The organism is Kitasatospora sp. NPDC056651, from assembly GCF_042792155.1.
Classification (GTDB): Bacteria; Actinomycetota; Actinomycetes; order Streptomycetales; family Streptomycetaceae; genus Kitasatospora.
Genome location: NZ_JBHTWX010000115.1, coordinates 1 through 22265, shown reverse-complemented (window position 1 = coordinate 22265; position 22265 = coordinate 1). Strand labels below are relative to the sequence as shown.

At 73.9% G+C, this 22265-nt stretch carries 21 protein-coding genes; 12 read left to right on the top strand and 9 right to left on the bottom strand.

Annotated features, from left to right (window positions below; genetic code table 11):
* The first annotated feature begins 227 nt into the window (after nt 1-227).
* Both ACFRAR_RS32180 and ACFRAR_RS32175 read left to right on the top strand, forming a co-directional pair.
* A complete protein-coding gene (locus ACFRAR_RS32180) occupies nt 228-908 on the top strand; it encodes a response regulator transcription factor (protein ID WP_380702669.1) in 681 nt (226 codons plus the stop codon).
* The gene (locus tag ACFRAR_RS32175) at nt 905-2320 is read left to right on the top strand and encodes an ATP-binding protein (RefSeq protein WP_380702667.1); all 1416 of its coding nucleotides are present in this window, start codon (nt 905-907) and stop codon (nt 2318-2320) included. Before ACFRAR_RS32180 ends, ACFRAR_RS32175 begins: the two co-directional genes overlap by 4 nt.
* Nucleotides 2321-2441: 121 nt before the next feature.
* Here the strand turns inward: ACFRAR_RS32175 and efeB are convergent, their stop codons facing one another.
* The 3 genes from efeB to ACFRAR_RS32160 form a co-directional block, all read right to left on the bottom strand.
* Nucleotides 2442-3767 (bottom strand): iron uptake transporter deferrochelatase/peroxidase subunit, encoded by a 1326-nt coding sequence (gene efeB, locus ACFRAR_RS32170; protein WP_380702664.1) that lies wholly within the window; start codon nt 3765-3767, stop codon nt 2442-2444.
* A complete protein-coding gene (gene efeU, locus ACFRAR_RS32165) occupies nt 3767-5854 on the bottom strand; it encodes an iron uptake transporter permease EfeU (protein WP_380702662.1) in 2088 nt (695 codons plus the stop codon). The genes efeB and efeU overlap by 1 nt, the downstream gene beginning before the upstream one ends.
* 241 nt (nt 5855-6095) lie before the next feature.
* Nucleotides 6096-6422: a hypothetical protein gene (locus ACFRAR_RS32160; protein WP_380702660.1), complete on the bottom strand. Its 327-nt coding sequence runs from the start codon at nt 6420-6422 to the stop codon at nt 6096-6098.
* 407 nt (nt 6423-6829) lie between these two features.
* On the opposite strand from ACFRAR_RS32160, the gene ACFRAR_RS32155 reads away from it, so the two are divergent.
* Nucleotides 6830-8452 carry a cytochrome bc complex cytochrome b subunit gene (locus ACFRAR_RS32155; RefSeq protein WP_380702686.1) on the top strand — a complete coding sequence of 541 codons (1623 nt, stop codon included), beginning with the start codon at nt 6830-6832 and terminating at the stop codon, nt 8450-8452.
* 130 nt (nt 8453-8582) lie between these two features.
* Here ACFRAR_RS32155 and ACFRAR_RS32150 read toward each other — a convergent pair whose 3' ends face one another.
* A complete protein-coding gene (locus ACFRAR_RS32150; protein WP_380702658.1) occupies nt 8583-8912 on the bottom strand; it encodes a cytochrome C oxidase subunit I in 330 nt (109 codons plus the stop codon).
* 272 nt (nt 8913-9184) lie between these two features.
* Here ACFRAR_RS32150 and ACFRAR_RS32145 point away from each other — a divergent pair, with 272 nt between their 5' ends.
* The 3 genes from ACFRAR_RS32145 (at nt 9185) to ACFRAR_RS32135 (ending at nt 11899) form a co-directional block, all read left to right on the top strand.
* The gene (locus tag ACFRAR_RS32145) at nt 9185-9799 is read left to right on the top strand and encodes a TetR family transcriptional regulator (RefSeq protein WP_380702656.1); all 615 of its coding nucleotides are present in this window, start codon (nt 9185-9187) and stop codon (nt 9797-9799) included.
* Between the two features lie 27 nt (nt 9800-9826).
* On the top strand, nt 9827-11371 hold the full coding sequence (locus ACFRAR_RS32140; protein ID WP_380702654.1) for an FAD-dependent monooxygenase: 1545 nt from the start codon (nt 9827-9829) through the stop codon (nt 11369-11371).
* 96 nt (nt 11372-11467) lie between these two features.
* Nucleotides 11468-11899, top strand: coding sequence for a YchJ family protein (locus ACFRAR_RS32135; RefSeq protein ID WP_380702652.1), 432 nt, complete (start codon nt 11468-11470; stop codon nt 11897-11899).
* A 64-nt stretch (nt 11900-11963) separates the two neighbouring features.
* Here ACFRAR_RS32135 and ACFRAR_RS32130 read toward each other — a convergent pair whose 3' ends face one another.
* Nucleotides 11964-12875 (bottom strand): polysaccharide deacetylase family protein, encoded by a 912-nt coding sequence (locus ACFRAR_RS32130; RefSeq protein WP_380702650.1) that lies wholly within the window; start codon nt 12873-12875, stop codon nt 11964-11966.
* Between the two features lie 339 nt (nt 12876-13214).
* Here ACFRAR_RS32130 and ACFRAR_RS32125 point away from each other — a divergent pair, with 339 nt between their 5' ends.
* A complete protein-coding gene (locus tag ACFRAR_RS32125; protein ID WP_380702648.1) occupies nt 13215-13754 on the top strand; it encodes a GNAT family N-acetyltransferase in 540 nt (179 codons plus the stop codon).
* Here the strand turns inward: ACFRAR_RS32125 and ACFRAR_RS32120 are convergent.
* On the bottom strand, nt 13743-14720 hold the full coding sequence (locus tag ACFRAR_RS32120; RefSeq protein WP_380702646.1) for a carbohydrate kinase: 978 nt from the start codon (nt 14718-14720) through the stop codon (nt 13743-13745). The two genes, ACFRAR_RS32125 and ACFRAR_RS32120, sit on opposite strands and share 12 nt — an antisense overlap.
* Before the next feature lie 744 nt (nt 14721-15464).
* Between ACFRAR_RS32120 and ACFRAR_RS32115 the strand changes: the two genes are divergently transcribed.
* On the top strand, nt 15465-15701 hold the full coding sequence (locus ACFRAR_RS32115; protein ID WP_380702644.1) for a hypothetical protein: 237 nt from the start codon (nt 15465-15467) through the stop codon (nt 15699-15701).
* A 14-nt stretch (nt 15702-15715) separates the two neighbouring features.
* Here ACFRAR_RS32115 and ACFRAR_RS32110 read toward each other — a convergent pair whose 3' ends face one another.
* The 3 genes from ACFRAR_RS32110 to ACFRAR_RS32100 all read right to left on the bottom strand — a co-directional run bounded on the left by ACFRAR_RS32110 (nt 15716) and on the right by ACFRAR_RS32100 (nt 19110).
* The gene (locus tag ACFRAR_RS32110) at nt 15716-17350 is read right to left on the bottom strand and encodes a sigma-70 family RNA polymerase sigma factor (protein ID WP_380702642.1); all 1635 of its coding nucleotides are present in this window, start codon (nt 17348-17350) and stop codon (nt 15716-15718) included.
* A 163-nt stretch (nt 17351-17513) separates the two neighbouring features.
* Nucleotides 17514-18515: a CAP domain-containing protein gene (locus ACFRAR_RS32105; protein ID WP_380702640.1), complete on the bottom strand. Its 1002-nt coding sequence runs from the start codon at nt 18513-18515 to the stop codon at nt 17514-17516.
* Between the two features lie 115 nt (nt 18516-18630).
* Nucleotides 18631-19110 (bottom strand): GNAT family N-acetyltransferase, encoded by a 480-nt coding sequence (locus ACFRAR_RS32100; protein WP_380702638.1) that lies wholly within the window; start codon nt 19108-19110, stop codon nt 18631-18633.
* 697 nt (nt 19111-19807) lie between these two features.
* Between ACFRAR_RS32100 and ACFRAR_RS32095 the strand changes: the two genes are divergently transcribed.
* The 4 genes from ACFRAR_RS32095 (at nt 19808) to ACFRAR_RS32080 (ending at nt 22126) form a co-directional block, all read left to right on the top strand.
* Nucleotides 19808-20026: a ferredoxin gene (locus tag ACFRAR_RS32095; protein WP_380702636.1), complete on the top strand. Its 219-nt coding sequence runs from the start codon at nt 19808-19810 to the stop codon at nt 20024-20026.
* A 117-nt stretch (nt 20027-20143) separates the two neighbouring features.
* The gene (locus ACFRAR_RS32090) at nt 20144-21358 is read left to right on the top strand and encodes a cytochrome P450 (protein ID WP_380702634.1); all 1215 of its coding nucleotides are present in this window, start codon (nt 20144-20146) and stop codon (nt 21356-21358) included.
* A gap of 161 nt (nt 21359-21519) precedes the next feature.
* Entirely contained in the window at nt 21520-21684 is a 165-nt protein-coding gene (locus ACFRAR_RS32085) for a hypothetical protein (RefSeq protein ID WP_380702632.1), read from the top strand.
* A 103-nt stretch (nt 21685-21787) separates the two neighbouring features.
* Nucleotides 21788-22126 carry a hypothetical protein gene (locus ACFRAR_RS32080; protein ID WP_380702630.1) on the top strand — a complete coding sequence of 113 codons (339 nt, stop codon included), beginning with the start codon at nt 21788-21790 and terminating at the stop codon, nt 22124-22126.
* Nucleotides 22127-22265: the final 139 nt, after the last annotated feature.

Here is a 22265-nt window from a genome sequence, read left to right as displayed (position 1 = left end):
TCCCCTCTTCCGGATCCTGTCGGATCAGCGCACGGCGTCGTGCGCCCGGCAGGATCCGAACGAGACGGCCCAGGCGGCCCACCCGGCGGCGCGCCACCGTGTGGCCACCGTACGCCCGCGAAGCACCGCGCGAAAGCCGCGGCCGTCCCGGATCCCTCGCCGCGGCCCCGGCCCCTGCCCCGGCCCCGCGAGGAACGGTCGTGAGCACGCCAGGGAGAATCACCGCCATGAGCCACACCGTGCTGATCGCCGAGGACGACCGGGCCATCCGGGACTCGCTCGCCCGTGCCCTGATGCTGGAGGGCTACCGGGTGCGGATCGCCGCCGACGGCACCCAGACCCTGGCCGTCCTCGCCGAACAGCGCCCCGACGTCCTGGTGCTCGACGTGATGATGCCGGAGCCGGACGGCCTGGAGGTCTGCCGCAGGCTGCGCACCGCCGGTGACCGCACCCCGGTGCTGATGCTGACCGCCCGGGTCGAGGTCCCGGACCGGATCGCCGGCCTCGACGCCGGGGCCGACGACTACCTGGTCAAGCCCTTCGACGTGGACGAGCTGTTCGCCCGCCTGCGCGCCCTGCTGCGCCGACGGCCGCCCGAACCGACCGCCGAGGTGCTGACCATCGCCGACCTGCGGATCGAGCCGCCCGCCCGGCGGGCCTGGCGGGCCGGGCAGGAGCTCGAACTCTCCCGCACCGAGTTCGACCTGCTGGAGCTCCTGGCCCGGAACACCGGCGCCGTCCTCGACCAGGCCACCCTGTACGAGCGGATCTGGGGCTACGACTTCGGCCCCGGCTCGAAGAACCTCGCCGTCTTCATCGGGTACCTGCGCCGCAAGCTCGACCGCCCCGGCCTGGTCCCGCTGATCCACACCGTCCGCGGCGTCGGCTACACGCTGCGCGAGCCATGACCGGCCCGGCCCGCCGCCCTTCCCGGTTCCCCCGCCCGGCCTACCGTCTCCCCCGCTTCCCCCGCCCGGGCCTGCGCACCACCCTGGCACTCGCCTTCGCGGCGATCGCCGCGCTGGTCGCGGTGGTGATCGGCACCCTCGGTTACCACGCCGCCGCCCAGCTGATCTGGGACGACGAGACCGCCGACTTCGGCGCGGCCGTCGACTCCGTCGGCCGGCAGGTCCAGCGGGAGGTCCTCTTCCCGGGCGACTTCGCCGGTCCGAGCGGCCTGAGCGCCGACCTGGTGCGCCCGATCCGGGTCACCACCCAGTCGCTCGATCCGGACGGCGCGGTGCTGCCCGGCACCGCCCGGCTCGACCTGCCGCCCGTCCCGGCCGACCAGGAACTCGCCCGCACCGACCAGCCGGGCCGCACCTCGATCGGGCTGCGCCACCAGCGCGGCGAGGGCTACCGGGTCGGCGTGGTCTCGCTCGGCGGGCGGCGGGGCGCGGTCCAGATCATCCAGCAGGTCGGGCCCACCGAAGCCCTGCTGACCACTCTGCGGACCCGTACGGTGGCCCTGGTGGCGGTCGTCGCGGTGCTCGCCGGCGCGGCCGGCCGACTGCTCGCCGGGCGGATCACCGGGCGCCTGGTCCGGCTCACCGCCGCGGCCGAACTGGTCGCCACCAGCGGGCGGTTGGACGTGCAGGTGCCCGCCGCCGGAACGGACGAGGTGGGTCGGCTCGGCCGCGCCTTCGACCGGATGCTGGTCCGGCTCGCCGCCGCCAAGGAGAACCAGCGCCGACTCGTCCAGGACGCCGGGCACGAGCTGCGCACCCCGCTGACCAGCCTGCGGACCAACCTCGCGGTGCTGCCCAGCCTGGACCGGCTGCCACCCGCCGAGCAGGCCGCGCTGATGTCCGACCTGGCCGATGAGGCAAGGGAGTTGACCCAGCTGGTGGAGGAGCTGGTGGCCCTCGCGGCGGACCGCAGGGCGGACGGGCGGCCGACCGGGGTGGTGCTCGCCGACGTGGTCCGGGAGGCCGCGGCCCAGGCCCGGCGGCGCAGCGGCCGGCAGATCGTGGTGGACGCGGACGCCACGGTCGTCACCGCCCGGCCGGACGCGCTGGCCCGGGCGGTGGGCAACCTGCTGGACAACGCCGCCAAGTTCGACCCGGACGGGACCGGCCCGATCGAGGTGGTGGTGCGCGGCCCGCGGGTGGAGGTGCGCGACCGCGGGCCGGGCATCGACGCGGCCGACCTCGACCGGGTCTTCGACCGCTTCTACCGCGCCACCGCCGCCCGCAGCCTGCCCGGCTCCGGCCTGGGTCTGGCCATCGTGCACGAGGTGGCCCGCTCGCACGGCGGGACGGCCTTCGCCGCCAACCGGGAGGGCGGCGGCGCGGTGATCGGCTTCACCCTCGGCTCCTGAACGCCCTTTGAACGCCCTTCTCTCCCGCGCGAACGGGCCCGGCGCCCTCTCGGCACCGGGCCCGCCGCAATGGCCACCGTCGGACAGTCACCATTGGACGGCCACCGTCGAACAGCCACCGTCAGACGGCCGCCAGCAGCCCCCGCCCGAGCCAGTCGGCGTTGTCCTTCACCCCGGGCAGGACGAAGAAGTACCCGCCGCCGGTCGGCGAGATGTAGTCCACCAGCGGCTCACCGATCAGCCGGGTCTGGGTCGCCTCGAACTGCCGCACCACGTCCTGCTGGTAGCAGCAGAACACCAGGCCCATGTCCAGGTTCCCGGCCCGGTCGACGCCCCGGTCGTAGTTGAACCCCCGCCGCAGGATGCGCGAGTTGTCGGTGCCGGCGGTGCGCGGGTTGGCCAGCCGGATGTGCGCGTCGAGCGGGATCGCCTTGCCCTCCGGGTCCTTGGCGTAGTCCGGCGCGTCGGTCTCCCGGGCGCCGTCCAGCGGTGCGCCGGTGTCCCGGCGGCGGCCGAACATCTTCTCCTGCTCGGCCAGGGTGACGCGGTCCCAGAACTCGATCAGCATCCGGATGATCCGGATCACCTGGTAGCTGCCGCCGGTCGCCCAGGCGGGCTCGCCCGTCCCGTCGGTGACCCAGACCAGCCGGTCCATCTCGCGCGCGGAGGCGGTGTCCGGGTTGACGATGCCGTCCTTGAAGCCGAGCAGGTTGCGCTGGGCGCCGTCCGGGCGGGACTCGTTCTGGAAGCCGTCGATCCGCCAGAGGATCTGCATCGCGCCCCGGGTGTGCCGGGTGATGTCGCGCAGCGCGTGCAGCACGGTGTCCCGGCGGTCGGCGCAGATCTGGAGCGAGAGGTCGCCGTGCAGTTCGGCGGCCTGGAGGTTGTCGTTCGGGAAGGTCTTCATCGGCGCGAGCTTGACCGGCTTGGCCGTGGCCAGCCCGTAGCGGTCGTCGAAGAGCGAGGCGCCGACGCCGACGGTGACGGTCAGGTGGTCGGTGGGGACGGTCGGGCCGAGGATGCCGCTGTCCGCGGGCGGCGCGCCGACGCCGAGGTCGGGCGGGGTGCCGCCGGCCGTGAGGAAGCGGATCCGCTCGGTGAGGGTCCGGAACAGCGTCTCCAGGCCCTTGCGGTCCTGGGCGATCACCTGGCAGGAGACGAAGGCCGCGAAGCCCGGGGCCGCGGTGGTGATGCCGGCCTGGTGGTCACCGTGGAACGGCACCGCCCCGCTCTTCTCCTGCTTGTCGTCCCCGGCGGCGGCCGGGCCGGCGCCGAGGCCGAGGGCGCCACCGGCCAGCACGGCCGCGCCGGCACCGGCGCCGAGCGCGGCCCGGACGAAGCTGCGCCGGGCCGGGCCGGCCGGGCATCCGCCCTGGGCGGCCGGCTCGACAGCCGCGGCGGCGTGCGGGAACGGGCAGGAGCCGGTGGCTGCGGTGTGGTCGGTCATCAGGCGGCCTTCCGGATCTCGAGCAGGGCGGGGACGGGGGCGAGGTCTTCGAGCAGCTGGCCGGTGGCGCCGTTCAGCTGTCGGCGGGCGTCGGCGGGCAGCCGGTCGACCGGGGTCCAGCCCTCGGACCGGTGGGCGGCGGCGACCAGGTCGCCGACCCGCTTCATCCCGGCGTTCACCCGGACGAGCACCTGCGGGTCCCGCTCGTCGAGCAGCGGCTGGAGCAGGGTCAGCAGTTCCTGGGTGCCTGCCAGGTTGGCCTGGGTGGTGGCCAGGTTGGTGCCGCTGCCCATGTCGGTGTCGCCGGTCAGCTCGAACTGGAGGGTGTTCTCCAGGATCTCGTGGGCGCGCAGCGGCAGGTCGCCCGGGGCGAAGTCCTGCCCGGGGAAGTCGTGCGCGAGCTGGGCGACGTCCTGGGCCAGCCCGTCGGCGACGGGCGTCAGGTCGGTCGCGGACTGGCCGTGCCAGAGGCCGTACTCCAGTCGCAGGAAGCCGGTGAAGCCCGGGTCCTGCTCCTTGCCGGCCAGGCCGTCCGGGCGTCCGTCGATCTTGCCGTCGAGGTCGGCGAAGGTGCCGTACGCGGCGCCGAGCGAAGCGTACTGGAGGTGGGCGGTGAGCCAGTCGGCCTTGGCGGTGGCGAGGTCGCCGGAGCGCACGTCGGCCTGGAGCTTCCGGCTCTCCGTCACGAGCGTCGCGAGTCCCTGCCCGACGTACGCCTTGTAGCTGTCGAGCGGGGCCTTGAGGTCGTCCTCGGCGACCGGCTTGACGGCCTTGACCTCGGTGCCGCCGCTCACGTGCACGGCGGCCGAGGTGACGGACTTCCCGCCGGTGGGCACGCAGCGCCAGGCGTAGTCGCCGGAGCCGATGGTCGCGGTCAGCGCGCGGGTGGTGCCGGGGGCCAGGCCCTCGATCTCGCCGTAGACCGCGCCGGTGGCCGGGTTGACCAGGTAGACCTCGGAGACCTTGTCGCCGGTGTTGTGCATCTGGAAGACCTGCTGGCCGGGCTGGGGGCCGGTGAAGCCCTTGCCGCAGTCCTGTTCGGAGACGGCGACGGTGGCGGAGCTGTCCTGCTTGCCGTCGCTGATCGCGATCACGGCACCGGCGACCACCACCGGGACGGCGATCGCCGCGGTCGGCAGCACCCAGCGCGGCCGCCCGGCCCGCACCGGCCCGCCCTTGGCCTCGACGGGCCCGCCCGGGGCGGTGGGCTTCCGCGAGGCGGCTGACTGCTCCGCCGTGGCGGGCTTCTGCGAGGCGGCGGCCGGGGTGCTCCTGCCGCCCCGGACCCCCTCGACGAACAGCGTCATCACGGCGCCCAGGTACGCGACGTAGCCGACGACCTGGAGCACCGTCATGGTGACGGTCAGGTTGAGGGTGCCCTGGACCAGCGTCGCGTACCAGGACGAGGCGTCCAGGTGCCCGCTCAGGTCGAAGGCGTACGAGGTGCCGCCGCCGATCAGACCGGACTCCTGGAGGTCGCGCAGCCCGTAGCCGAGCACGCCCGCCGCGACGACGATCAGACCGACGCCGGTGATGGTGAAGAACCGGGTGAGGTTCATCTTGAGGGCCCGCCGGTACAGCCCCCAGCACAGCCCGGCCGAGAGCACCAGGCCGACGGCCGCGCCGATCAGCGGCCCGGTCGACTCGCCGGCGGTGCGCACGTTGGTCCACAGGAACAGCGAGGTCTCCAGGCCCTCGCGGGCGACCGCGAGGAAGCTGGTGAGCACCAGCGCGCCGGCTCCCATCGCCAGCGAGGCCTGCACCTTCTCCTTGATCTCGGCGGAGAGGGTGCGCGCCGAACGCCGCATCCAGAACACCATCGCGGTGACGAATCCGACCGCGATCAGGCTGAGCACCCCGCCGAACGCCTCCTGGGCGTGGCCGGAGAGGTTGGCGGCGGTGAAGGTGAGCACCGCGCCGAAGCTCAGGCTGAGCGCGACGGCCGCCGCGACGCCCGTCCAGACCTGTGGCAGCCGGGCCTTCTGGTCCGCCCGGACCAGCGTGGCGATCAGGATCGACACGATCAGTCCGGCTTCCAGGCCCTCGCGCAGCCCGATCAGGAAGCTGGGAAACGCCTCATCCCACATGCGGCGGGCTCCTCCCCCGGGTCGGCCCGGGTCGTTCACCTGTTCTCGGCCCCGCCGCGGTGGCGGTGGGGCGGCGACAGCCGAACGCCCCGGACACTGCGGTCCAGGGCGCCTCGGCTTAGCTTAGGCAAACCTTAGAGCCGGCCGGGTCAACAGAGCCCCCGACGAAGGTAATGATTCGGTATGAGATCGCCCGTGCACCGGTCAAACCGGCAGGTGGGGGATCGTCAGGAGGCCCGCTTCACCCCCACCACTGCTCCGGCACCGCCTCCGGCTCGGCCGACTCGGGGACCGTCACCGGTTCGGCGGAACGCACCAGCAGGTCCCCCTCCTCCGTTCCGGCGACCAGGTAGCCGCACTCGCGCAGCACGACCGCGGCCGCGCCGCTCAGCGCCGCGAGCGCCTCCCGGGACGGTGTCCGGCCCGGCTCCGCACCCGGCGTCCAGCCGACCACCACGCCCTCGGGGTGACGGTCGATCCACAGCGGCGAGGAGTCCGGCCCGGTGTCGAACCCGGCGCGGGCCAGAGCCTCGGTGACGTCCTCGAAGAGTTCACGCTGATCCACCATTGGCGCAGCGTAGGCCCCGAACCGCGCGGCCCCCGGACGCGGCGCGCGCCGAAACGGTTCAGCGGCACTCGACCGCAGCATCGGCACCCGTTGGGCCGACCGGGGGCCAGCCGATCGGGCGGCAGAGCCCCCGTCCGGCCCGACACGCGCGGCCGGACGGGCCGATGGACGTGCACAGTCGGCCCCCTGCCGACAGCATGACAGAGTAAGCGCTCCATCACCCTGAGCAACGGGTCCCGTGGAACACCTGGTCCGCGCGCCGGTCCGGCCGGCGGGCCCGCATCGAGAGGTCCCATGATCACAACACTTCGCCGGCCGGCGTTCCCGCCGGCGGGCCTCCAGCCCGGCACGCCGAGGACGCCGGGGAGCCCGTCGTGAGAGCCGACCAGCAGTCGCAGCCGGGACCGGTGACCACCACGCGCGCCGAGCCCGCCAACAAGGCCGAGGCCCTCGCCGACTGGACCGACGGCCGGCTCGGCATCTACTCCCTGGCCAAGTCCAACCTGCGCAAGATCTTTCCCGACCACTGGTCCTTCATGCTGGGCGAGATCGCGCTCTACACCTTCGTCATCATCATCCTGACGGGCGTCTGGCTCACCCTGTTCTTCAATCCGAGCATGGGCGAGGTCGTCTACGACGGGGCGTACGTCCCGCTCAGGGGCATCTCGATGTCCGAGGCCTACAACTCGACGATCAGGATCAGCTTCGACGTGCGCGGCGGCCTGCTGATGCGCCAGATCCACCACTGGGCCGCGGTCGTCTTCATCGCCTCGATGCTGACGCACATGCTGCGCGTCTTCTTCACCGGCGCCTTCCGCAAGCCCCGCGAGATCAACTGGGTCTTCGGCGCGCTGCTGCTGATCCTCGGCATGTTCGACGGCTTCATGGGCTACTCACTGCCCGACGACCTGCTCTCCGGCACCGGCATCCGCTTCATGGAGGGCGCCATCCTGTCCGTCCCGATCGTCGGGACGTACCTGCAGTTCTTCATGTTCGGCGGCGAGTTCCCGGGCACCGACATCATCCCCCGGCTGTTCACCGTCCACATCCTGCTGATCCCGGGAATCATGGTGGGCCTGCTCGCGGCGCACCTGATCCTGGTCTTCTACCACAAGCACACCCAGTTCGCCGGGCCCGGCCGGACCAACCAGAACGTCGTCGGCATGCCGTTGATGCCGGTCTACATGGCCAAGGCGGGCGGCTTCTTCTTCCTGGTCTTCGGCGTGGTCGCGGTGATGTCGGCGATCGCCACGATCAACCCGATCTGGGCGTACGGGCCGTACCGTCCGGACCAGGTGTCCACCGACGCCCAACCGGACTGGTACATGGGCTTCTCCGAGGGCCTGGTGCGCGTGATGCCCGGCTGGGAGATCAGCGTCTGGGGCGGCCACACCCTCAACCTCGGGGTGTTCGTCCCGCTGATGGTCTTCCCGACCGTGCTGCTGGTCATCTGGTGCTACCCGTTCCTGGAGGCCTGGATCACCGGGGACCGGGGCGAGCACCACATCGCCGACCGGCCTCGCAACGCCCCGGTCCGCACCGGCTTCGGCGTGGCCTGGATGAGCCTCTACCTGCTCCTGCTGGCCGGCGGCGGCAACGACCTGCTGGCCACCCACTTCCACCTCTCGATCAACGCCATCACCTACGCGGTGCGGGTCGGCTTCTTCACCGTGCCGGTGGTCGCCTTCGTGGTCGCCAAGCGGTGGGCCATGGGCCTCCAGCGGCGGGACCGGGACAAGGTGCTGCACGGCCGGGAGACGGGCGTCATCAACCGGCTCCAGCACGGTGAGTTCGTCGAGGTGCACGCCCCGCTGCCGCAGGGCCGGCTCCACACCCTCACCTCGCACGACCAGCCGCAGCCCTCCGAACTGCCGCCCGAGGTGGACGAGAACGGGGTGGCCCGCAAGGCCGGACTGTGGACCCGCGCGCGGGTGAAGCTGTCCCGCGGCTTCTACGGCGAGGGCAGCCAGATCGCCAAGCCCACCGTCGAGGAGCACGAGGAGATCAGCAGCGGCCACGGCCACCACTGATCCCGACGGCGGCACCGACGAGGGCCCGCTGTGTCGTCTCCGGCACAGCGGGCCCTCGTCGTGCCCCGGCACCTCGTCGTGCCCAAGCACCTCGTCATGCCCGGGCACCTCGGGGCGGGCCCGGTCCCGGTCAGCCGCGCAGGACGGCCGGGAGGACGGCGAACAGCGCCGCCGCCAGGGTGACGGAGAGGCAGAGCGCCGCCCAGCGGGCGCAGAGCCGGCGGCACTCCACGCGGTAGCGGGCGGCCAGCCGGCGGCACCGCTCGACCGCGCGGTCGACCACCTCCTCGGCGTAGCGCAACCGGTCGGCGGCATAGGCCTGTTCGACGGCCTCCCGCTCCGCCGCCGGGAGCCACGGGAACTGCCCGGCGAACGCGCGGGCGTCCCGTTCGGCCGCCGCGACCTCCGCCTCCCAGGCCAGGAACCCCTCGATGCGGGCGAACTCCGTCCGGGAGTTCACCCGGGCACCGCCGGCGGGCCTGCCCCGGCGGGGCCCCCGCACTCCCGTCGGACGCTGTCTGCCACCCATGACCGCTCCTCAAGTCCTGTCGAGCCGTCCCGCCGGAAACCTGCGGGATCCGGTTCCCCCTCGGGATCGCTCCGCGACCAGGCAACTACTACCAGCGACGAACCGCAGGTGGCGGGCGGCTCGCCACGGCCCGCCCGGCGGGCAAGAACTTGCGCGCCACGCACTATTGCGTGGCACGCATGTTCTGCGGGACAGTGGTGCGCATGACGAAGGGTCAACCCGGGCTGCGGGAACGGAAGAAGGCCGCGACGCGCGAGGCGCTCAGCTGGGCGGCACTGCGCCTGGCCGTGGAACGGGGGCTGGAGAACGTCCGGGTCGAGGACATCGCGGCCGCGGCCGGGGTCTCCCCCCGCACGTACAACAACTACTTCTCCAGCAAGGCCGAGGCGATCGTCCACCGGCACCGCGAGCGGATCCTGCGGTCCGCCGAGGTGCTGCGGCGACGGCCCCCCGGGGAACCGCTCTGGGAGGCGCTCACCCGGGCCCTGCTCGCACCGTACGACGGCATGTCCGAGCAGCCGGACCCGCAGTGGACCGCCGGCATCCGGCTGGTGCTGCGCGAACCGGCACTCCAGGCCGAGCTGATGCGCGACGGGGCGCGGACCGCGGCCGGGCTCGCGGCCGCGGTGGCCGCCCGGACCGGCACCGACCCGGACCGGGACCTCTACCCGAAGCTGGTCACCGCCGCCGCGCTCTCCGCCGTCAAGGCCGCCAACGACCAGTACCTGGTCGCCGACCCGCCGGTGCCGTTCCAATCGCTGCTCGCCGAGGCGCTGCGGCAGCTGGCGGCCGGGCTGCCCGATCCGTCACACCAGTGAACTCACCTCGTCCAAGGGAGAATCGAGATGATCGACGACGTCGTCGTCGTGGGCGCCGGACCGGTCGGGCTGTTCCTGGCCGGCGAACTGGCACTGGCCGGGATCCGGCCGGTGGTCCTGGACCGGCTGCCCGCGCGCTCGGGCGAGCAGAAGGCCAACGGGCTGGTCGGACAGGTGCTCCGGCTGCTCGACCACCGCGGCCTGCACCAGCCGGTCAGCGGCGTCCCGGGCGCGCCCCGGCCCGTACCGCGCTTCGTCTTCGGCGCCTTCCCGCTGGACCTCGACCGGCTCGCCCGGAACCCGTTCCACGCCGCGCCCGTGCCCCAGCACCGGATCGAGGAGGTGCTGGAGGAACGCCTCCTCGACCTGGGCGTCACCGTGCGCCGCGACCACGAGGTCACCGGCCTGCGCCAGGACCCGACCGGGGTGACCGTCGACGTCCACGGCCCCGACGGCGACCGGCAGGTGCGCGCCCGCTACCTGGTCGGCGCGGACGGCGGCCACAGCACCGTCCGCAAGCTCGCCGGGATCGGCTTCCCCGGCGTCACCTCGCCCGATCCGGTCTCCCGCGTCGCCCACGTGCTGCCGCCCGAGGGGATCCGCCTCACCGGCAACGGCGAGGTCCTGCTGCCGGGCTGCCCGACCCCGTTCCGCTTCTACACCCACACCCGCACCGACCACGGCGTGTTCGTCATCGCCCCGTTCGACCCGGAAGCCGTCATGGTCGCCACCATGGAGTGGGGCGGCCCCCCGGTGGACCGGCGGACCCCGCTCACCCTGGACGAGCTGCGCGCCAGCATCCGCCGGGTGACCGGTGCCGATCTGCCGCTCGCCCCGGCCCGTACCGCCGGACCGTTCACCCCGCGCCGCACCGTCGGCCACAACACCCGGCTCGCCGAGCGCTACCGCGACGGCCGGGTGCTGCTGGTCGGCGACGCCGCCCACGTGCACGCCGCGACCGGCGGCCCCGGCCTCAACCTCGGCCTCCAGGACGCCGCCAACCTCGGCTGGAAACTCGCCGCCGAGCTGCGCGGCTGGGCCCCGCCCGGGCTGCTGGACAGCTACCACCGGGAACGCCACCCGGTCGGTGAACGGGTCTTCATGCACTCCCAGGCCCAGACGGCGCTGATGTCCCCCGGCCCCGCGACCACCGCGGTGCGCGCCCTGTTCGGCGAGCTGCTGGAGCACCCGGACAACCTCGGCCGGATCGCGGCGCTGATGGCGGGCAGCGACGTCCGCTACCAGGTCGGCTGCCCGCACCCGCTGGCCGGACTCTTCACACCGGACCTCACCGCGACCACCCCTGACGGCACCGTCCGGATCGCCGAACTCGCCCGCGCCGGACGCCCGTTGCTGATCGACCTCACAGGCGGGGAACTCGGCCTCGCGGGCCCGGCGGCGGGCTGGCAGGACCGGGTGGACCTCGTCACGGCCGAGTGCGCGCAGCCACCGGCCGGCGCCCTGCTGCTGCGCCCGGACGGCTACGTCGCCTGGGCCGCCGAGCCCGGCCGAGCGGACCCGGCCGGGCTGGTCGGGGCGCTGCGCGACTGGTTCGGCGACGCCCGCGCCTGAGTGCGCCGTCCGTTCCCGGGTGCGCCGCCCGGCTCACCGCCCCGGGTGCACGGGGCGGCCGGGGAGCCGCCGCGGGGGTGGGAGACAATGGACGGCATGTCCCGACGTCGTACCGCGCCCCGCGCCGCCGCGCCCCGGCTGCTGCCCTCCTCGCCCTGCCCGTGCGGCCTGCCCGCCGCCTACGGCGACTGCTGCGGGCGGATGCACCGGGGCCAGACGGCGGCCACCACCGCCGAGTCCCTGATGCGCTCCCGGTTCAGCGCCTTCGCCGCGCAGGACGAGGCCTACCTGCTGCGCACCTGGCACCCGGACACCCGGCCGGCCGAGGTCGACTTCGACCCGGGCCTGCGCTGGACCGCCCTGGAGGTGGTCGCCACCACCGAGGGCGGCGCGTTCCACGCGGAGGGCACGGTCGCCTTCCGGGCGCACTGGACCGAGGGCGGAGAGAAGGGCGTGCTCACCGAGAACAGCCGCTTCGTGCGCTACGAGGGCGCCTGGGTGTACCTCGACGCCCTCTCGCTCGGCTGAGTCCGGTCCTCGCACCGCCGCGGCCCCGGACCGTCCTGGTCCGGGGCCGCGGCGGTGCCGTTCGCTACAGGTAGTCGTCCAGCCGGGCCAGGGCGAAGCCCTGCGCGGTGACGTCGTTGACGACCTTGCGCAGCAGGTCCGGCATGGAGGCGTTCCAGAGGCCGGTGCCCCGGAAGTGGGTCAGGATGATGTCCCCCGGGTGCAGCTTCCGGTCGTCGTAGCGCCACTCCATGTGGTCCGGGAACGCCTCCTCGTTCCACAGCGGCACCGCCGCCACCCCGCAGGAGGCCGCCGCGAGCAGCGTGTCGTCGTTGTACTCACCGTACGGCGGCCGGAACAGCCGGGGGCGGACGCCGATCTGCCGCTCCAGCTGGTCCTGCTGGTTGCAGATCTCCTGGTGCTGGGTGTCGTAGTCCAGGACCTTCAGGTTGCGGTGGTTGATCGTGTGGTTGTTGATCTCCACGCCCTGGGCGTGGAGGTCGCGGAAGTAGCCGTAGTTCTCGCGGGCCAGGTAGTCGGAGACGTAGGCGCTGAGCGGGATGCCCAGTTCCTCGGCCATCCGGGAGAACTCCGGGTCCTTCTCGTCGCCGTCGTCGACGGTCAGGAAGACCACCTTGTCGTCGGTCGGTACCCGGTAGACCACGGGCGGCCGGCCGTCCGCGAGCTTGACGCCCTGCCCCTCGGTGAGCACGACCCTGGCGGCCGGACGCGGCGGGGCCTTGAGCGGCACCTGGTCCAGCCCCCACCGCTGGGCCGTCTCCAGGGCGGTTCGGGTGGCCGCCTCCTGGCGGGCCATCGTGTCGCCGCTGCTCTCCTCCTCCTTGCGGGCCGCTCCGGGGAGCTGCGGCGGGGCGGCGGGCCGGGCGCCCGCGTGTTCGTCGGCCTCGGCGGCACCCTGGGCGGCGGCTTCCGCGGCCGGGGCTTCGGCCGGGGCGGCGAGCGCCGCGTTCGCGTCGGCCGGGGCGGTCTTCGGCACGGCGGGAGTGGACGGACCGGCGCAGCCGGCGAGGACGGCGGAGAGGCAGACGGCGGCCAGCAGACTCCTCCGGACTCCCTGGTATCCCCTCAGACCCCCACCAATACGACAAACTGATGGTCTGTTCATAGCTGCACTGCTCCCCCGCCGTGCACCACCGCCAATCCCCTCGTCACCCGCCCGGGGCAACGACCCACCGGAGACCCGGCCGTTCCTCTGCCCGGGCGGCCGATCGCGACCTCTCGCGACCGATCACGGCTGATCACGGCTGGTCACGGCCGCTCGCCAACGCCGGGAAATCCGATTGCGCCGACGGAGCGCGAACCGGATCATGCGCGCATGACGAACACCGCGCCCCACCGATCCGACCTCTGGACCGTCGCCACCGCCGACGTGACCACCCCCGAGGCCCTCGGCCTGCTGCGCGAGTACTACTACGACGTGGCCAACCGCTACTACCGCCTCCACCTCGGCCGGGAGGGCACCGCCGAGGAGCTCGAATCCGGCCTGGCCGACTCCCCCAGCGACGACCTCGCCGCCCCCGACGGCCTCTTCCTGATCGGCCGCCACGACGGCGTCGCCCACTCCTGTGCCGGGCTCCGCCGACTCGACGCCACCACCGCCGAGCTGACCCGCGTCTTCGTCCGTGCCGACCTGCGCGGCACCGGCGGCGGTGCCGCCCTGCTGGCCGCCGTCGACCTGGCCGCCCGCTCCCTCGGCGCCGACCGGATCGTCCTCGACACCCGCCTCGACCTGGTCGAGGCCCGCGCGGTGTACACCCGGCACGGATACCGGGAGATACCCGCCTACAGCAGCAGCCCGTACGCCGAGATCTGGTACGGGAAGGACCTCACGGCCGTCGGGCGGTCAGCCGGTTGAGCGGGTCCGCGGGGCCTCGGCGGCCGAGGAGGGCTCCCGTGCGGGTACCCGGCCGTCCACCCTCGTGCCCGCCAGCGCCGCCGCGAGTTCGGCCGCCGAGGGCGGATTGGCACCCGGGCGGGCGACGGTCAGCGCGGCCGCCGTCACCGCGCGGGTGAGGCAGCCGGGGAGGTCGGCACCGGTCGCGCGGGCGTCGAGGAGGGCTGCCATGAAGGAGTCCCCGGCGCCGACGGTGTCCGCCACCCGCACCGGGACGGCCGCGACCTCGACGTGCCCGCCCTCGGCGGTGCGGGCGAACGCACCCTGCGCGCCGAGGGTGACCGCGACCGTCGAGGGCCCGAGGGACAGCCAGCGCTCGGCGACCGCCTCGGGCCGCTCCCCCGGATAGAGCCACGCCAGGTCCTCGTCGCTGGCCTTGACCAGGTCGCTCAACGCCACGCAGCGCTCGACCCGGCGGACGGCCCCGGCCCGGTCGCCCATCAGCGCGGGCCGCACGTTCGGGTCGTAGCTGATCCGCGCCCGGCCGTGCCAGTGCTCCACCAGCGCCAGGACCGATGCCGCGCCCGGCTCGGTGACCGCCGCGATCGAGCCGAGGTGGATCGCCGCCGGCGGCTCGGCGAGACCGGTCGGCCCGGTCAGCCCGGTCGGCGGAAGCGTCCAGCCGATGTCGAAGGTGTACTGGGCCTGCCCCCGCCCGTCCAGTTCCACCACGGCCGAGGGCGTCCGGGCGACCTCGGCGGCCCGGACCCGCACGCCCGCCGACTCCAGGTGCCGGCGGATCAGCCGGCCGTTGGCGTCCGGCCCCAGCTCGGTGAGCAACGTGGCCGGGCGGCCCAGCCGGGCCAGGCCGTACGCGACGTTCGCCGGGCTGCCGCCGGGGTGCACCCGGTCCGGGGCCCCGTCCGTCCGGACGATGTCGGCGACGCACTCGCCGACCACCAGGACGGGGGAGGCTGGGCTGGTCACGGCGGCTCCTGGCATCCGGTTCGCGGGCGGCGTCTCGGCGGCCAGCCTACGGGGTGCGTGCGCCGGGCGTGCGGTGCCGGGACATGAAAGTACGGCCGCCGGACCTGGCCAGGAGTTCCGACGGCCGTGGCTCGTCCGTCAGGGGACGAAGCACTCCTGACGTTAGTCCGCGCCCGGGGGTCCCGCCATCACCGTGAGCCGTCCGGGGGAGGACGGCATGTCGCCGGATCGCGCGGGTCGGACGGGTCTCGTCCATCCCACGGATCACGCGGTCCTCCCGTCCGGGCGGTTTCCGCGTCGGGGCGTGGGGCCGCAGTGACGGGCGGGCCCCCGGTGCCCCAGGACTTCGGGGCGCCCTGACGGCGCGGCTGGGGCTGCTGGTGCACGCCCGGCGCGCCGCCGTGCGCCCGATCGGCCCGCGCACGCCCTGACCTGCCGGGGTGGGTGGGGCCATGGTGGTCCCCACGGCCCGCCCGCCGCCCGGCACAGTCCCGGTCGGCTCGCGGGCCGTCCAACGTTCCCGTGCGGTCTCCACCGTGAGCCGGCGCGGCTGCTCCCGGCGGAATCGTCCGACACACCCCCGACGTCCCCGACGTCCCCGACGTCCCCGACATCCCCAACCTCCTCAGCGCGATCGGACGAATGAACGGAGGTCTCCTGATGGGTGTCGGACTGCGGCTCAGCGGTGGGCTCATGACCGGCGGCCGGCCGTAACCCTTCCGGCGCGGCCTCGTTGGACCGGCCATGAAGAAGCGCAGCATGCTTGCCGTCGCCTCGCTCGCCGTCGGCGTCGTGGCGTCCCTCACCGCGCCGAGCGCGCACGCCAGTGCCGTGGGCGGGCAGGAGGGTCTGCCCGGGCCGCTGAGCAGTGCTCCGGACGTGCTGCCCGGGCAGGTCGGTGACGCGGGTGGCGTCGTCGGGCAGGCCACGGGCTACGTGACGGGGTCGGCCGACGGTCTGGTGGCGGTCACTCCCGCGTAGTCCCCGCTGGTGGCTCAGGGCATCGGGGCGCCGAGGTCCTGGGTCCAGTAGGGGGTGCCGGCCGAGCCGGTGGCGAAGCCGACGCCGATGTCCTTGAACCCGCAGTCGAGCATGTTGGACTGGTGGATTCCGCCGTCCATCCAGCGGGCGAAGACGGCGGCCGGGGTGGTCGGGCCCCGGTCGAGGTTCTCGCCCCACTGGGACCAGCGGTAGCCGGTGGCGGTGATCCGGACATCGGTACGGACGCCGTCCGGGTTGACGTGGTCGAAGAAGCCGCGGGTGGCCATGTCGTCCGCGTGCTTCTGGGCCGAGCCGTGCAGCCTGGGGTCGATCCGCAGCGGTGCGCAGCCGGTCTTGGCGCGTTCGGCGTTGACCAGGTCGACCAGCTGGCGCTCCGGGTTGGGCTGCGGTGTCGCGGCGGCCGTGCGGGTCGTGCTCGGCGTCGGTGTGGGCGTCGGGGGCGCGCTCGGCGTCTGGGACTGCGTCAGGGTCGGCGTCGCCATGGGCGTGGGTGCGACGGCGGCCGACGCGGCGGCGGCGGTCGGGGTGTCCTGGACGGTTACCGGGGTGGCGGGCTCCGGTGCCGTCGCCCGCTGGGGCTCGCCGCTCTGCGGCCAGACCAGCGCGAGGGTGGTCACGGCGACCGCCGCCGCGGCTCCGCTCGCCAGCATCGCCTTGCGGGTCGCGCTGCCGGCCCAGCCGCCCTGCCCTCCCCCGCCCGTGCCCGGGTGCGCGCCGGTTCCGGTGTGGGCTCCGGCACCCGGGCCGCCGGTGGTGGCGCCTCCGTGGGCGGAGCCCGCTCCGGTGGCGGCGGTCGGGGTGGCGGCGGTGGCGGCGGTGGCCGCGGCGTGCTGGAAGTGCAGCAGCGCGGGCGAGTCGAGCGGGATCGGCACCAGGGCGAGGCCGGCCAGCAGTCCCTCGGCCGGGAAGAGGTCACGGCCGAGGCTGCCGCAGTCCGCGCAGTCCCGGATGTGGCGGGCGATGCGCTTGCGCCAGACCGAGTTCGGGGTGCCGTCGAATCCCGTGGTGAGCTCGGTCAGCCCGGGGCAGCGGGGGTAGGCGCAGAGCGCGCGGACGACGACGCGGCCCGCTTCGAGCTGCTTCTTCATCCGCTGCACCCGTACGGCGGTGTGCTGTGGGCTCAGGCCGAGGGCCTCGGCGAGTTCGGCGCGGGTGAGTTCGCCGACGGCCTCCAACCACCAGAGGGAGAGCAGCTCGCGGTCGTCGGGGTCCAGCCAGCGGGTGGCCTCGGCCACCTCGCGGCGCTGGCCGGACAGGCCGAGGCGCAGGATGGTGAGGTCGGTGAAGTCGGCCCGCGGGTCGGCGACCTCCCAGGTCTCGTCCAGACCTCCGACGGTCGGCTGCTGCCGGCCGGCGGCGTGACGGCGGCGCACCTGGTTCATGGTGATGGCGACCAGCCAGGACCGGAAGGAATCCGGGTCACGGAGCCCTTCCAGGCCGTCCAGGGCCCGGATCATGGTCTCCTGCGCGACGTCGTCCACGTCGGCGTGGCCGCCGAGGGCGCGGCCGGCCACGTTGTAGACGAGCGGCAGCCAGGCGGCGACCAGCGCCTCCCGCGCCTGCCGGTCACCTGCCTGCGCCGCGAGCACCAGGGTGGTCCCGGTGCTGTTCTGCACATCAGCGTTCATGGTCCGCACTCCGTGTTGCCGTGTTTCCGTCCGCCGCCGCCTCCTCGGAGACCTATGGGGAGTGATCAGATAACAACAATGTGCACGGAATCGGAAAATCGGACCGGACTGGTTGGCGCGGTCCCCCGTCGACCGGTCCCCCGTCAGACCGGACCGGGGCCGGTCACTCCGGGGCGGCGAACACCTGGGTCCACCACGGACCGTTGGCGCCGGTCCGCACGCCCACGCCGAGCTGGTTGAACGAGCAGTTCAGGATGTTGGCCCGGTGGCCGGGGCTGTTCATCCAGGCGTCCATCACGGCGGCCGGGTCCTTCTGGCCCCGGGCGATGTTCTCTCCCCAGGTGCTCCAGCTGTAGCCGGCCGCCTCGATGCGGTGGTCGGCGTGCTCGCCCTCGGGGCTGGCGTGGTCGAAGTAGTTGCGGTTGGCCATGTCGTCGCTGTGCGACTGGGCCGCGCTCGCCAGCCGGGGCTCGGCGCTGACCGGTCCGCAGCCGGCCTTGGCACGCTGGACGTTGACCAGGTCCACGACCTGCTGGGCGTAGCCCGGGGCCGCTCCCCCACCCACCTGCGGGGCACCACCGGGACGCCTGGCCGCCACGGGAGCGGGGGCGGCGGAGGCGGGACGGCTGGAGAGCGGAGCCGCCTTGGCCACCGGGGCCGTGGCGGTGGTGGCGCTGGGGGCGGCGGTCGGAGCGGCGGAGGCGGAAGCCGTCGGGGAGGCCGGAGCGGTGGTCGCCGGAGTGGCCGCCGGGGCGCTCGGGGCCTCGGTCGTCGGGCTCACCGGCACCGGCACCGGCAGGTCCGGGTTCGTTCCCCCCGTGCCGGGGACCTGGATGCCCCCGTGCGTGCCCAGCTCCGCGGAGATCAGCGCGTCGGCGGACAGCGACTGGGCGGCCGTGTCGCGGTCGGCCTGCTTTCCGCCGTACGCCGCGTAGCCCGCGCCGGCCAGCGCGGCGAACAACCCGGTGCCGGCCACTGCGGCGACGACCGCGGCGACCGGCACGATCCCGCCGCGCCGCCGCGCCCGCTTCCCCTGGCCGGAGTGCCGCTCGGCAGCCCGCCGCGCCGCCCGACCGCCGGGGCGGCCACGGGTACCACTCCCGCGGCCGCCGTCGGCGCTGCCTCCGCTCGCCGGGAGGATGGTCGTCCTGTCGTCGCTGTTCACGTGGCCACGCTTTCTGTTCCGGGTCGACTGGTCGGGTGTCGACACTTGGGAGACCTCCCGGCGGGGCGTCGATAACAGAAACTCCGAACGAATGTCCGGCGATCGCGTCGCGGACTCAGCCGGCCGGGGTCTCCGGAGCCATGTCGTAGGTGATGAACCTGACCTGGGTGGCGACCTGGTCATATTTTCCGCGGGCCCGGTAATTGTCCTCGGAGGTGATCCAGCGCACGGTGTTCCACCCGCGTTCGGCCGCGATTTCCCGCAGGCGGCCCAACAGCGCGTCCACCGCCCCGCCGCCCCGGATCTCCGGCATCACGAACAGATCGTCCAGGAAGCAGCCGACCGTCCCGTGCAGCGGCCGGGAGAACGGCCGGTAGTGGGCCAGCCCGACCGGCCGGCCGTCCTCGTCCCGAACCAGCAGCGCCGACACCTCGTGCTCCGGATCGGTGATCCAGGACCACACCAGCTCGGCCTTCTCATCCGGGCTCGCCACCCGGTAGAACTCGCAGTAACCCCGGTAGAGTTCACGCCACGCGGCGTAGTCGCCGGGCTCGGGCGCACCGACCCGCCAGGCGGTCTTGGTGGTCTCACTCATCTCGGTCTCCATCACTCGGTGAACCTTGCGATCCCCAAGCATGACGCCCCGTCGGACCACCACTCACCACCACCCCGTCCGACACCACCCGTCACGCACGCCACTCCGGCGCCTTGCCATCGCCACCCGAACGGACCAGACCGGCCGGCGGGGCGTGAACGAGCCAGGTCAGGGCTGGGCCCATGGGCGGTGCTCGGCAAGACCGTCAAGGGCCTGACCGGCGAGACGCTCGCCCGGCAGACCACCGGGCCGCCGGCCCGGGAGACCGGGCGGGGCGCCTGGACGGTGCGGGTCCGGCCGGAACCGGTCGTCGAGATCGCGTTCGACGGGGTGCGGCGCGGCCCCCGCTATCCGGCCGGTCCGGTCCAGCGGTCCGCCCGGGTGGTGCGCCACCGGACGGACGAGTCCGCCGTCGAGGCCGACACCGTCGTGACGGTGCGGGAGATCGCCGCCGCTGAGGGATTCGTGAGCCCGGTGGCAGCGGGCGGCGCGGTCCACGGGTGCCGCCCGTCCGCCGGGGCGTCGCCCCTCCAAACCTGCCCGGCCGCCCCGAGGCGCCGACGGGCACCGAATCGGCCATTCTCGGCGATCCGACCACGGCACCATCCGTGGACGGAGGAACGGCGGTTAGGTTGGCCATGACAACGAGAGTCGGCCGCCGGGCAGCCGGCGGCGCACTGGCGAGAGGTGCCCGACCATGCGGGTGAGTGTCGACCGGGACCGCTGTTGCAGCTCCGGGATGTGCGTCACGAACGTTCCCGAGGTGTTCGACCAGGACGACCACGACAGTCTGGTGAGACTTCGTCAGACCTCCTTCCGCCCGGACCAGTTCGACGACCTCAGGCTGGCCGCGCAGCTCTGCCCGGGCGGCGCGATCACCGTGGTCGAGGACGGGCCGGCCGAGATCGACGACTGACCGGAGACCGGCCGACGCCGGTCCTGTACCGCCATGTCCACGGGCCGCAACCACTATTGACGGACCGCCACCGCCACCCAAACCGGCGCAGCACCGCGACGCAAGGAGACCCCCGCCTTGACGAGCACACCCACCACCCACGCCGTCCCGCTCCCCGCCCGGCACTCCGTCGGGTGCCCGTTCGGCCCGCCACCCGCCTACACCGAGGCCGCCGCCACCGCCCCGCTGACCCGCGCCGACGTGCCCGGGGGCGAGCCCTGCTGGCTGGCCACCGGTTACGCCGAGGTCCGCACCGTCCTGTCCGACCGCCGGTTCAGCGCGGACCCGCGCCATCCGTCGTTCCCGGTGCTGATCGCCGGCAGCCGGGAGCGGATCGCCGAGAACCCGAGCTTCCTGCGGCTCGACGACCCCGAGCACGCCCGGCTGCGCCGGATGGTCACCGGGGACTTCCTGGTCAAGCGGGTCGAGGCGATGCGCCCCGACATCCAGCGGATCGTGGACGAGGCGCTGGACGCGATGACCGGGGACCGCGCCGAGGCCGACCTGGTCGCCGACTTCGCGCTGCCCGTCCCCTCCCTGGTGATCTGCCTGCTGCTCGGCGTGCCGTACGAGGACCGCGAGTTCTTCCAGCGCGTCAGCCGGACGCTGCTCAACAACACCAACACGCTGGAGCGGCTCCTGGAGGCCCAGGAGGAGCTGCTGGGGTACCTGCGGGCGCTGGCGGCCCGCAAGCGGGAGCGGCCGGAGGACGACATCCTCAGCCGGCTCGCCACCCGGGACGATCTGACCGCGCGCGAGGTCGCCAGCACCGGCCTGCTGCTGCTGATCGCCGGGCACGAGACGACCGCGAACATGATCGCGCTCTCCACCGCCCTGCTGCTGGACCGGCCCGAGCAGATCGCCAGGCTGGCCGACCCGGCCGCGGTGCCCGGCGCGGTGGAGGAGCTGCTGCGCCTGCTGACCATCGTGCACACCGGGGTGCCCCGAGTGGCACTGGAGGACGTGGAGCTGGGCGGCACGACGGTCAGGGCCGGGGAGGGCGTGATCGCGATGCTCTCCACCGCCAACCGGGACGAGGAGGTGTTCGGCGGCGCCGACCGGTCGTCGGTCGACGAGCTGGACCTGGACCGGGACGCCCGGCGGCACATGGCCTTCGGCTTCGGCGTGCACCAGTGCCTCGGCCAGCCGCTGGCCCGCGCCGAGCTCCAGATCGCGCTGACCACGCTGTTCCGGCGGCTGCCGGGGTTGCGGCTGACCGTCCCCCGCGACGAACTCGCCTTCCGGACCGACTCGTTCATCTACGGCATGCGGTCGCTGCCGGTGACCTGGTGACGACCGTGTGAATCCGCGGGACCTTCCCGGGACGCTCCCCGGGTCACCCGGCTGGCCCCGGCGCCGGGGCGGAGGCAGGCTTGAAGGGCGACAGACAGCACCGGCCCTGCCGCGCCTCCGGCCCGGGCGCAACCGGGCCGGCCGAGGAGACGGAGCCCGCAATGACCGACATGAGCGACCGGTCCAAGGTGAGCACCGAGGAGAACGAGGACGTCCGCGCCGCGGACCCCGAGGAGGGCATCACCTCGATGCAGAACCTGCACGCGCAGGACACCTCCCAGGCGGAGGGCGACACCATGCTGGACGAGCCAGGCCAGACCGGCTGACCGTCCGCGGAACCGACTCGACCGCCCGGTGGGACCGGGCGGTCGCCGTTACCGCAGGTGTCGCTGCTCCGGCGGCGGGCCACCCGCGGGGGAGGATAGGCGCATGACCGAACACGACCAAGGAAACCGCCAGGCCCGGCCGCCCGCGGACCCGCGCACGTCGTGGGCGACCTGGACCACCCAATCGATCATCAGCGGCCCCGGTGGGGTGAGCACCGCCGAGATCGGCCCGATCTCCGGCGATCTCACGGTGCACACCACCTGGGTGGACGGCAAGGTGGAGCTGACCGTCCAGTACACCGGCGCGCTGGACTGGTACACCGTCTCCGGCAGCCCGCTGCCCGCGCACGACGAGACCACCGCGCGGGCGATCCACCAGGCGATGGTGAACGGCGTCAAGGCCGGCCGGGGTGCGGGTGCCCCGGTGCCGCCGAAGCCCTAGGAACCTCGCAGGAGCCTCCGGGAACGGCGGCGCGCAGTCCATTCACATTCACGGAGGTCACAGTGAGCATTCCGACACACTACCCGCCCGGCTCGGACGCCATCGGACCACCATCGGGCCCGGTCGGGCAGCGCTATTC

Excerpts from the sequence above, each read along its gene's own strand:
- ACFRAR_RS32180 (WP_380702669.1), top strand. The coding sequence starts at position 228 with ATGAGCCACACCGTGCTGATCGCCGAGGACGACCGGGCCATCCGGGAC.
- ACFRAR_RS32175 (WP_380702667.1), top strand. The coding sequence starts at position 905 with ATGACCGGCCCGGCCCGCCGCCCTTCCCGGTTCCCCCGCCCGGCCTAC.
- efeB (WP_380702664.1), bottom strand. The coding sequence starts at position 3,767 with ATGACCGACCACACCGCAGCCACCGGCTCCTGCCCGTTCCCGCACGCC.
- efeU (WP_380702662.1), bottom strand. The coding sequence starts at position 5,854 with ATGTGGGATGAGGCGTTTCCCAGCTTCCTGATCGGGCTGCGCGAGGGC.
- ACFRAR_RS32160 (WP_380702660.1), bottom strand. The coding sequence starts at position 6,422 with ATGGTGGATCAGCGTGAACTCTTCGAGGACGTCACCGAGGCTCTGGCC.
- ACFRAR_RS32145 (WP_380702656.1), top strand. The coding sequence starts at position 9,185 with ATGACGAAGGGTCAACCCGGGCTGCGGGAACGGAAGAAGGCCGCGACG.
- ACFRAR_RS32140 (WP_380702654.1), top strand. The coding sequence starts at position 9,827 with ATGATCGACGACGTCGTCGTCGTGGGCGCCGGACCGGTCGGGCTGTTC.
- ACFRAR_RS32135 (WP_380702652.1), top strand. The coding sequence starts at position 11,468 with ATGTCCCGACGTCGTACCGCGCCCCGCGCCGCCGCGCCCCGGCTGCTG.
- ACFRAR_RS32125 (WP_380702648.1), top strand. The coding sequence starts at position 13,215 with ATGACGAACACCGCGCCCCACCGATCCGACCTCTGGACCGTCGCCACC.
- ACFRAR_RS32115 (WP_380702644.1), top strand. The coding sequence starts at position 15,465 with ATGAAGAAGCGCAGCATGCTTGCCGTCGCCTCGCTCGCCGTCGGCGTC.
- ACFRAR_RS32110 (WP_380702642.1), bottom strand. The coding sequence starts at position 17,350 with ATGAACGCTGATGTGCAGAACAGCACCGGGACCACCCTGGTGCTCGCG.
- ACFRAR_RS32100 (WP_380702638.1), bottom strand. The coding sequence starts at position 19,110 with ATGAGTGAGACCACCAAGACCGCCTGGCGGGTCGGTGCGCCCGAGCCC.
- ACFRAR_RS32095 (WP_380702636.1), top strand. The coding sequence starts at position 19,808 with ATGCGGGTGAGTGTCGACCGGGACCGCTGTTGCAGCTCCGGGATGTGC.
- ACFRAR_RS32085 (WP_380702632.1), top strand. The coding sequence starts at position 21,520 with ATGACCGACATGAGCGACCGGTCCAAGGTGAGCACCGAGGAGAACGAG.
- ACFRAR_RS32080 (WP_380702630.1), top strand. The coding sequence starts at position 21,788 with ATGACCGAACACGACCAAGGAAACCGCCAGGCCCGGCCGCCCGCGGAC.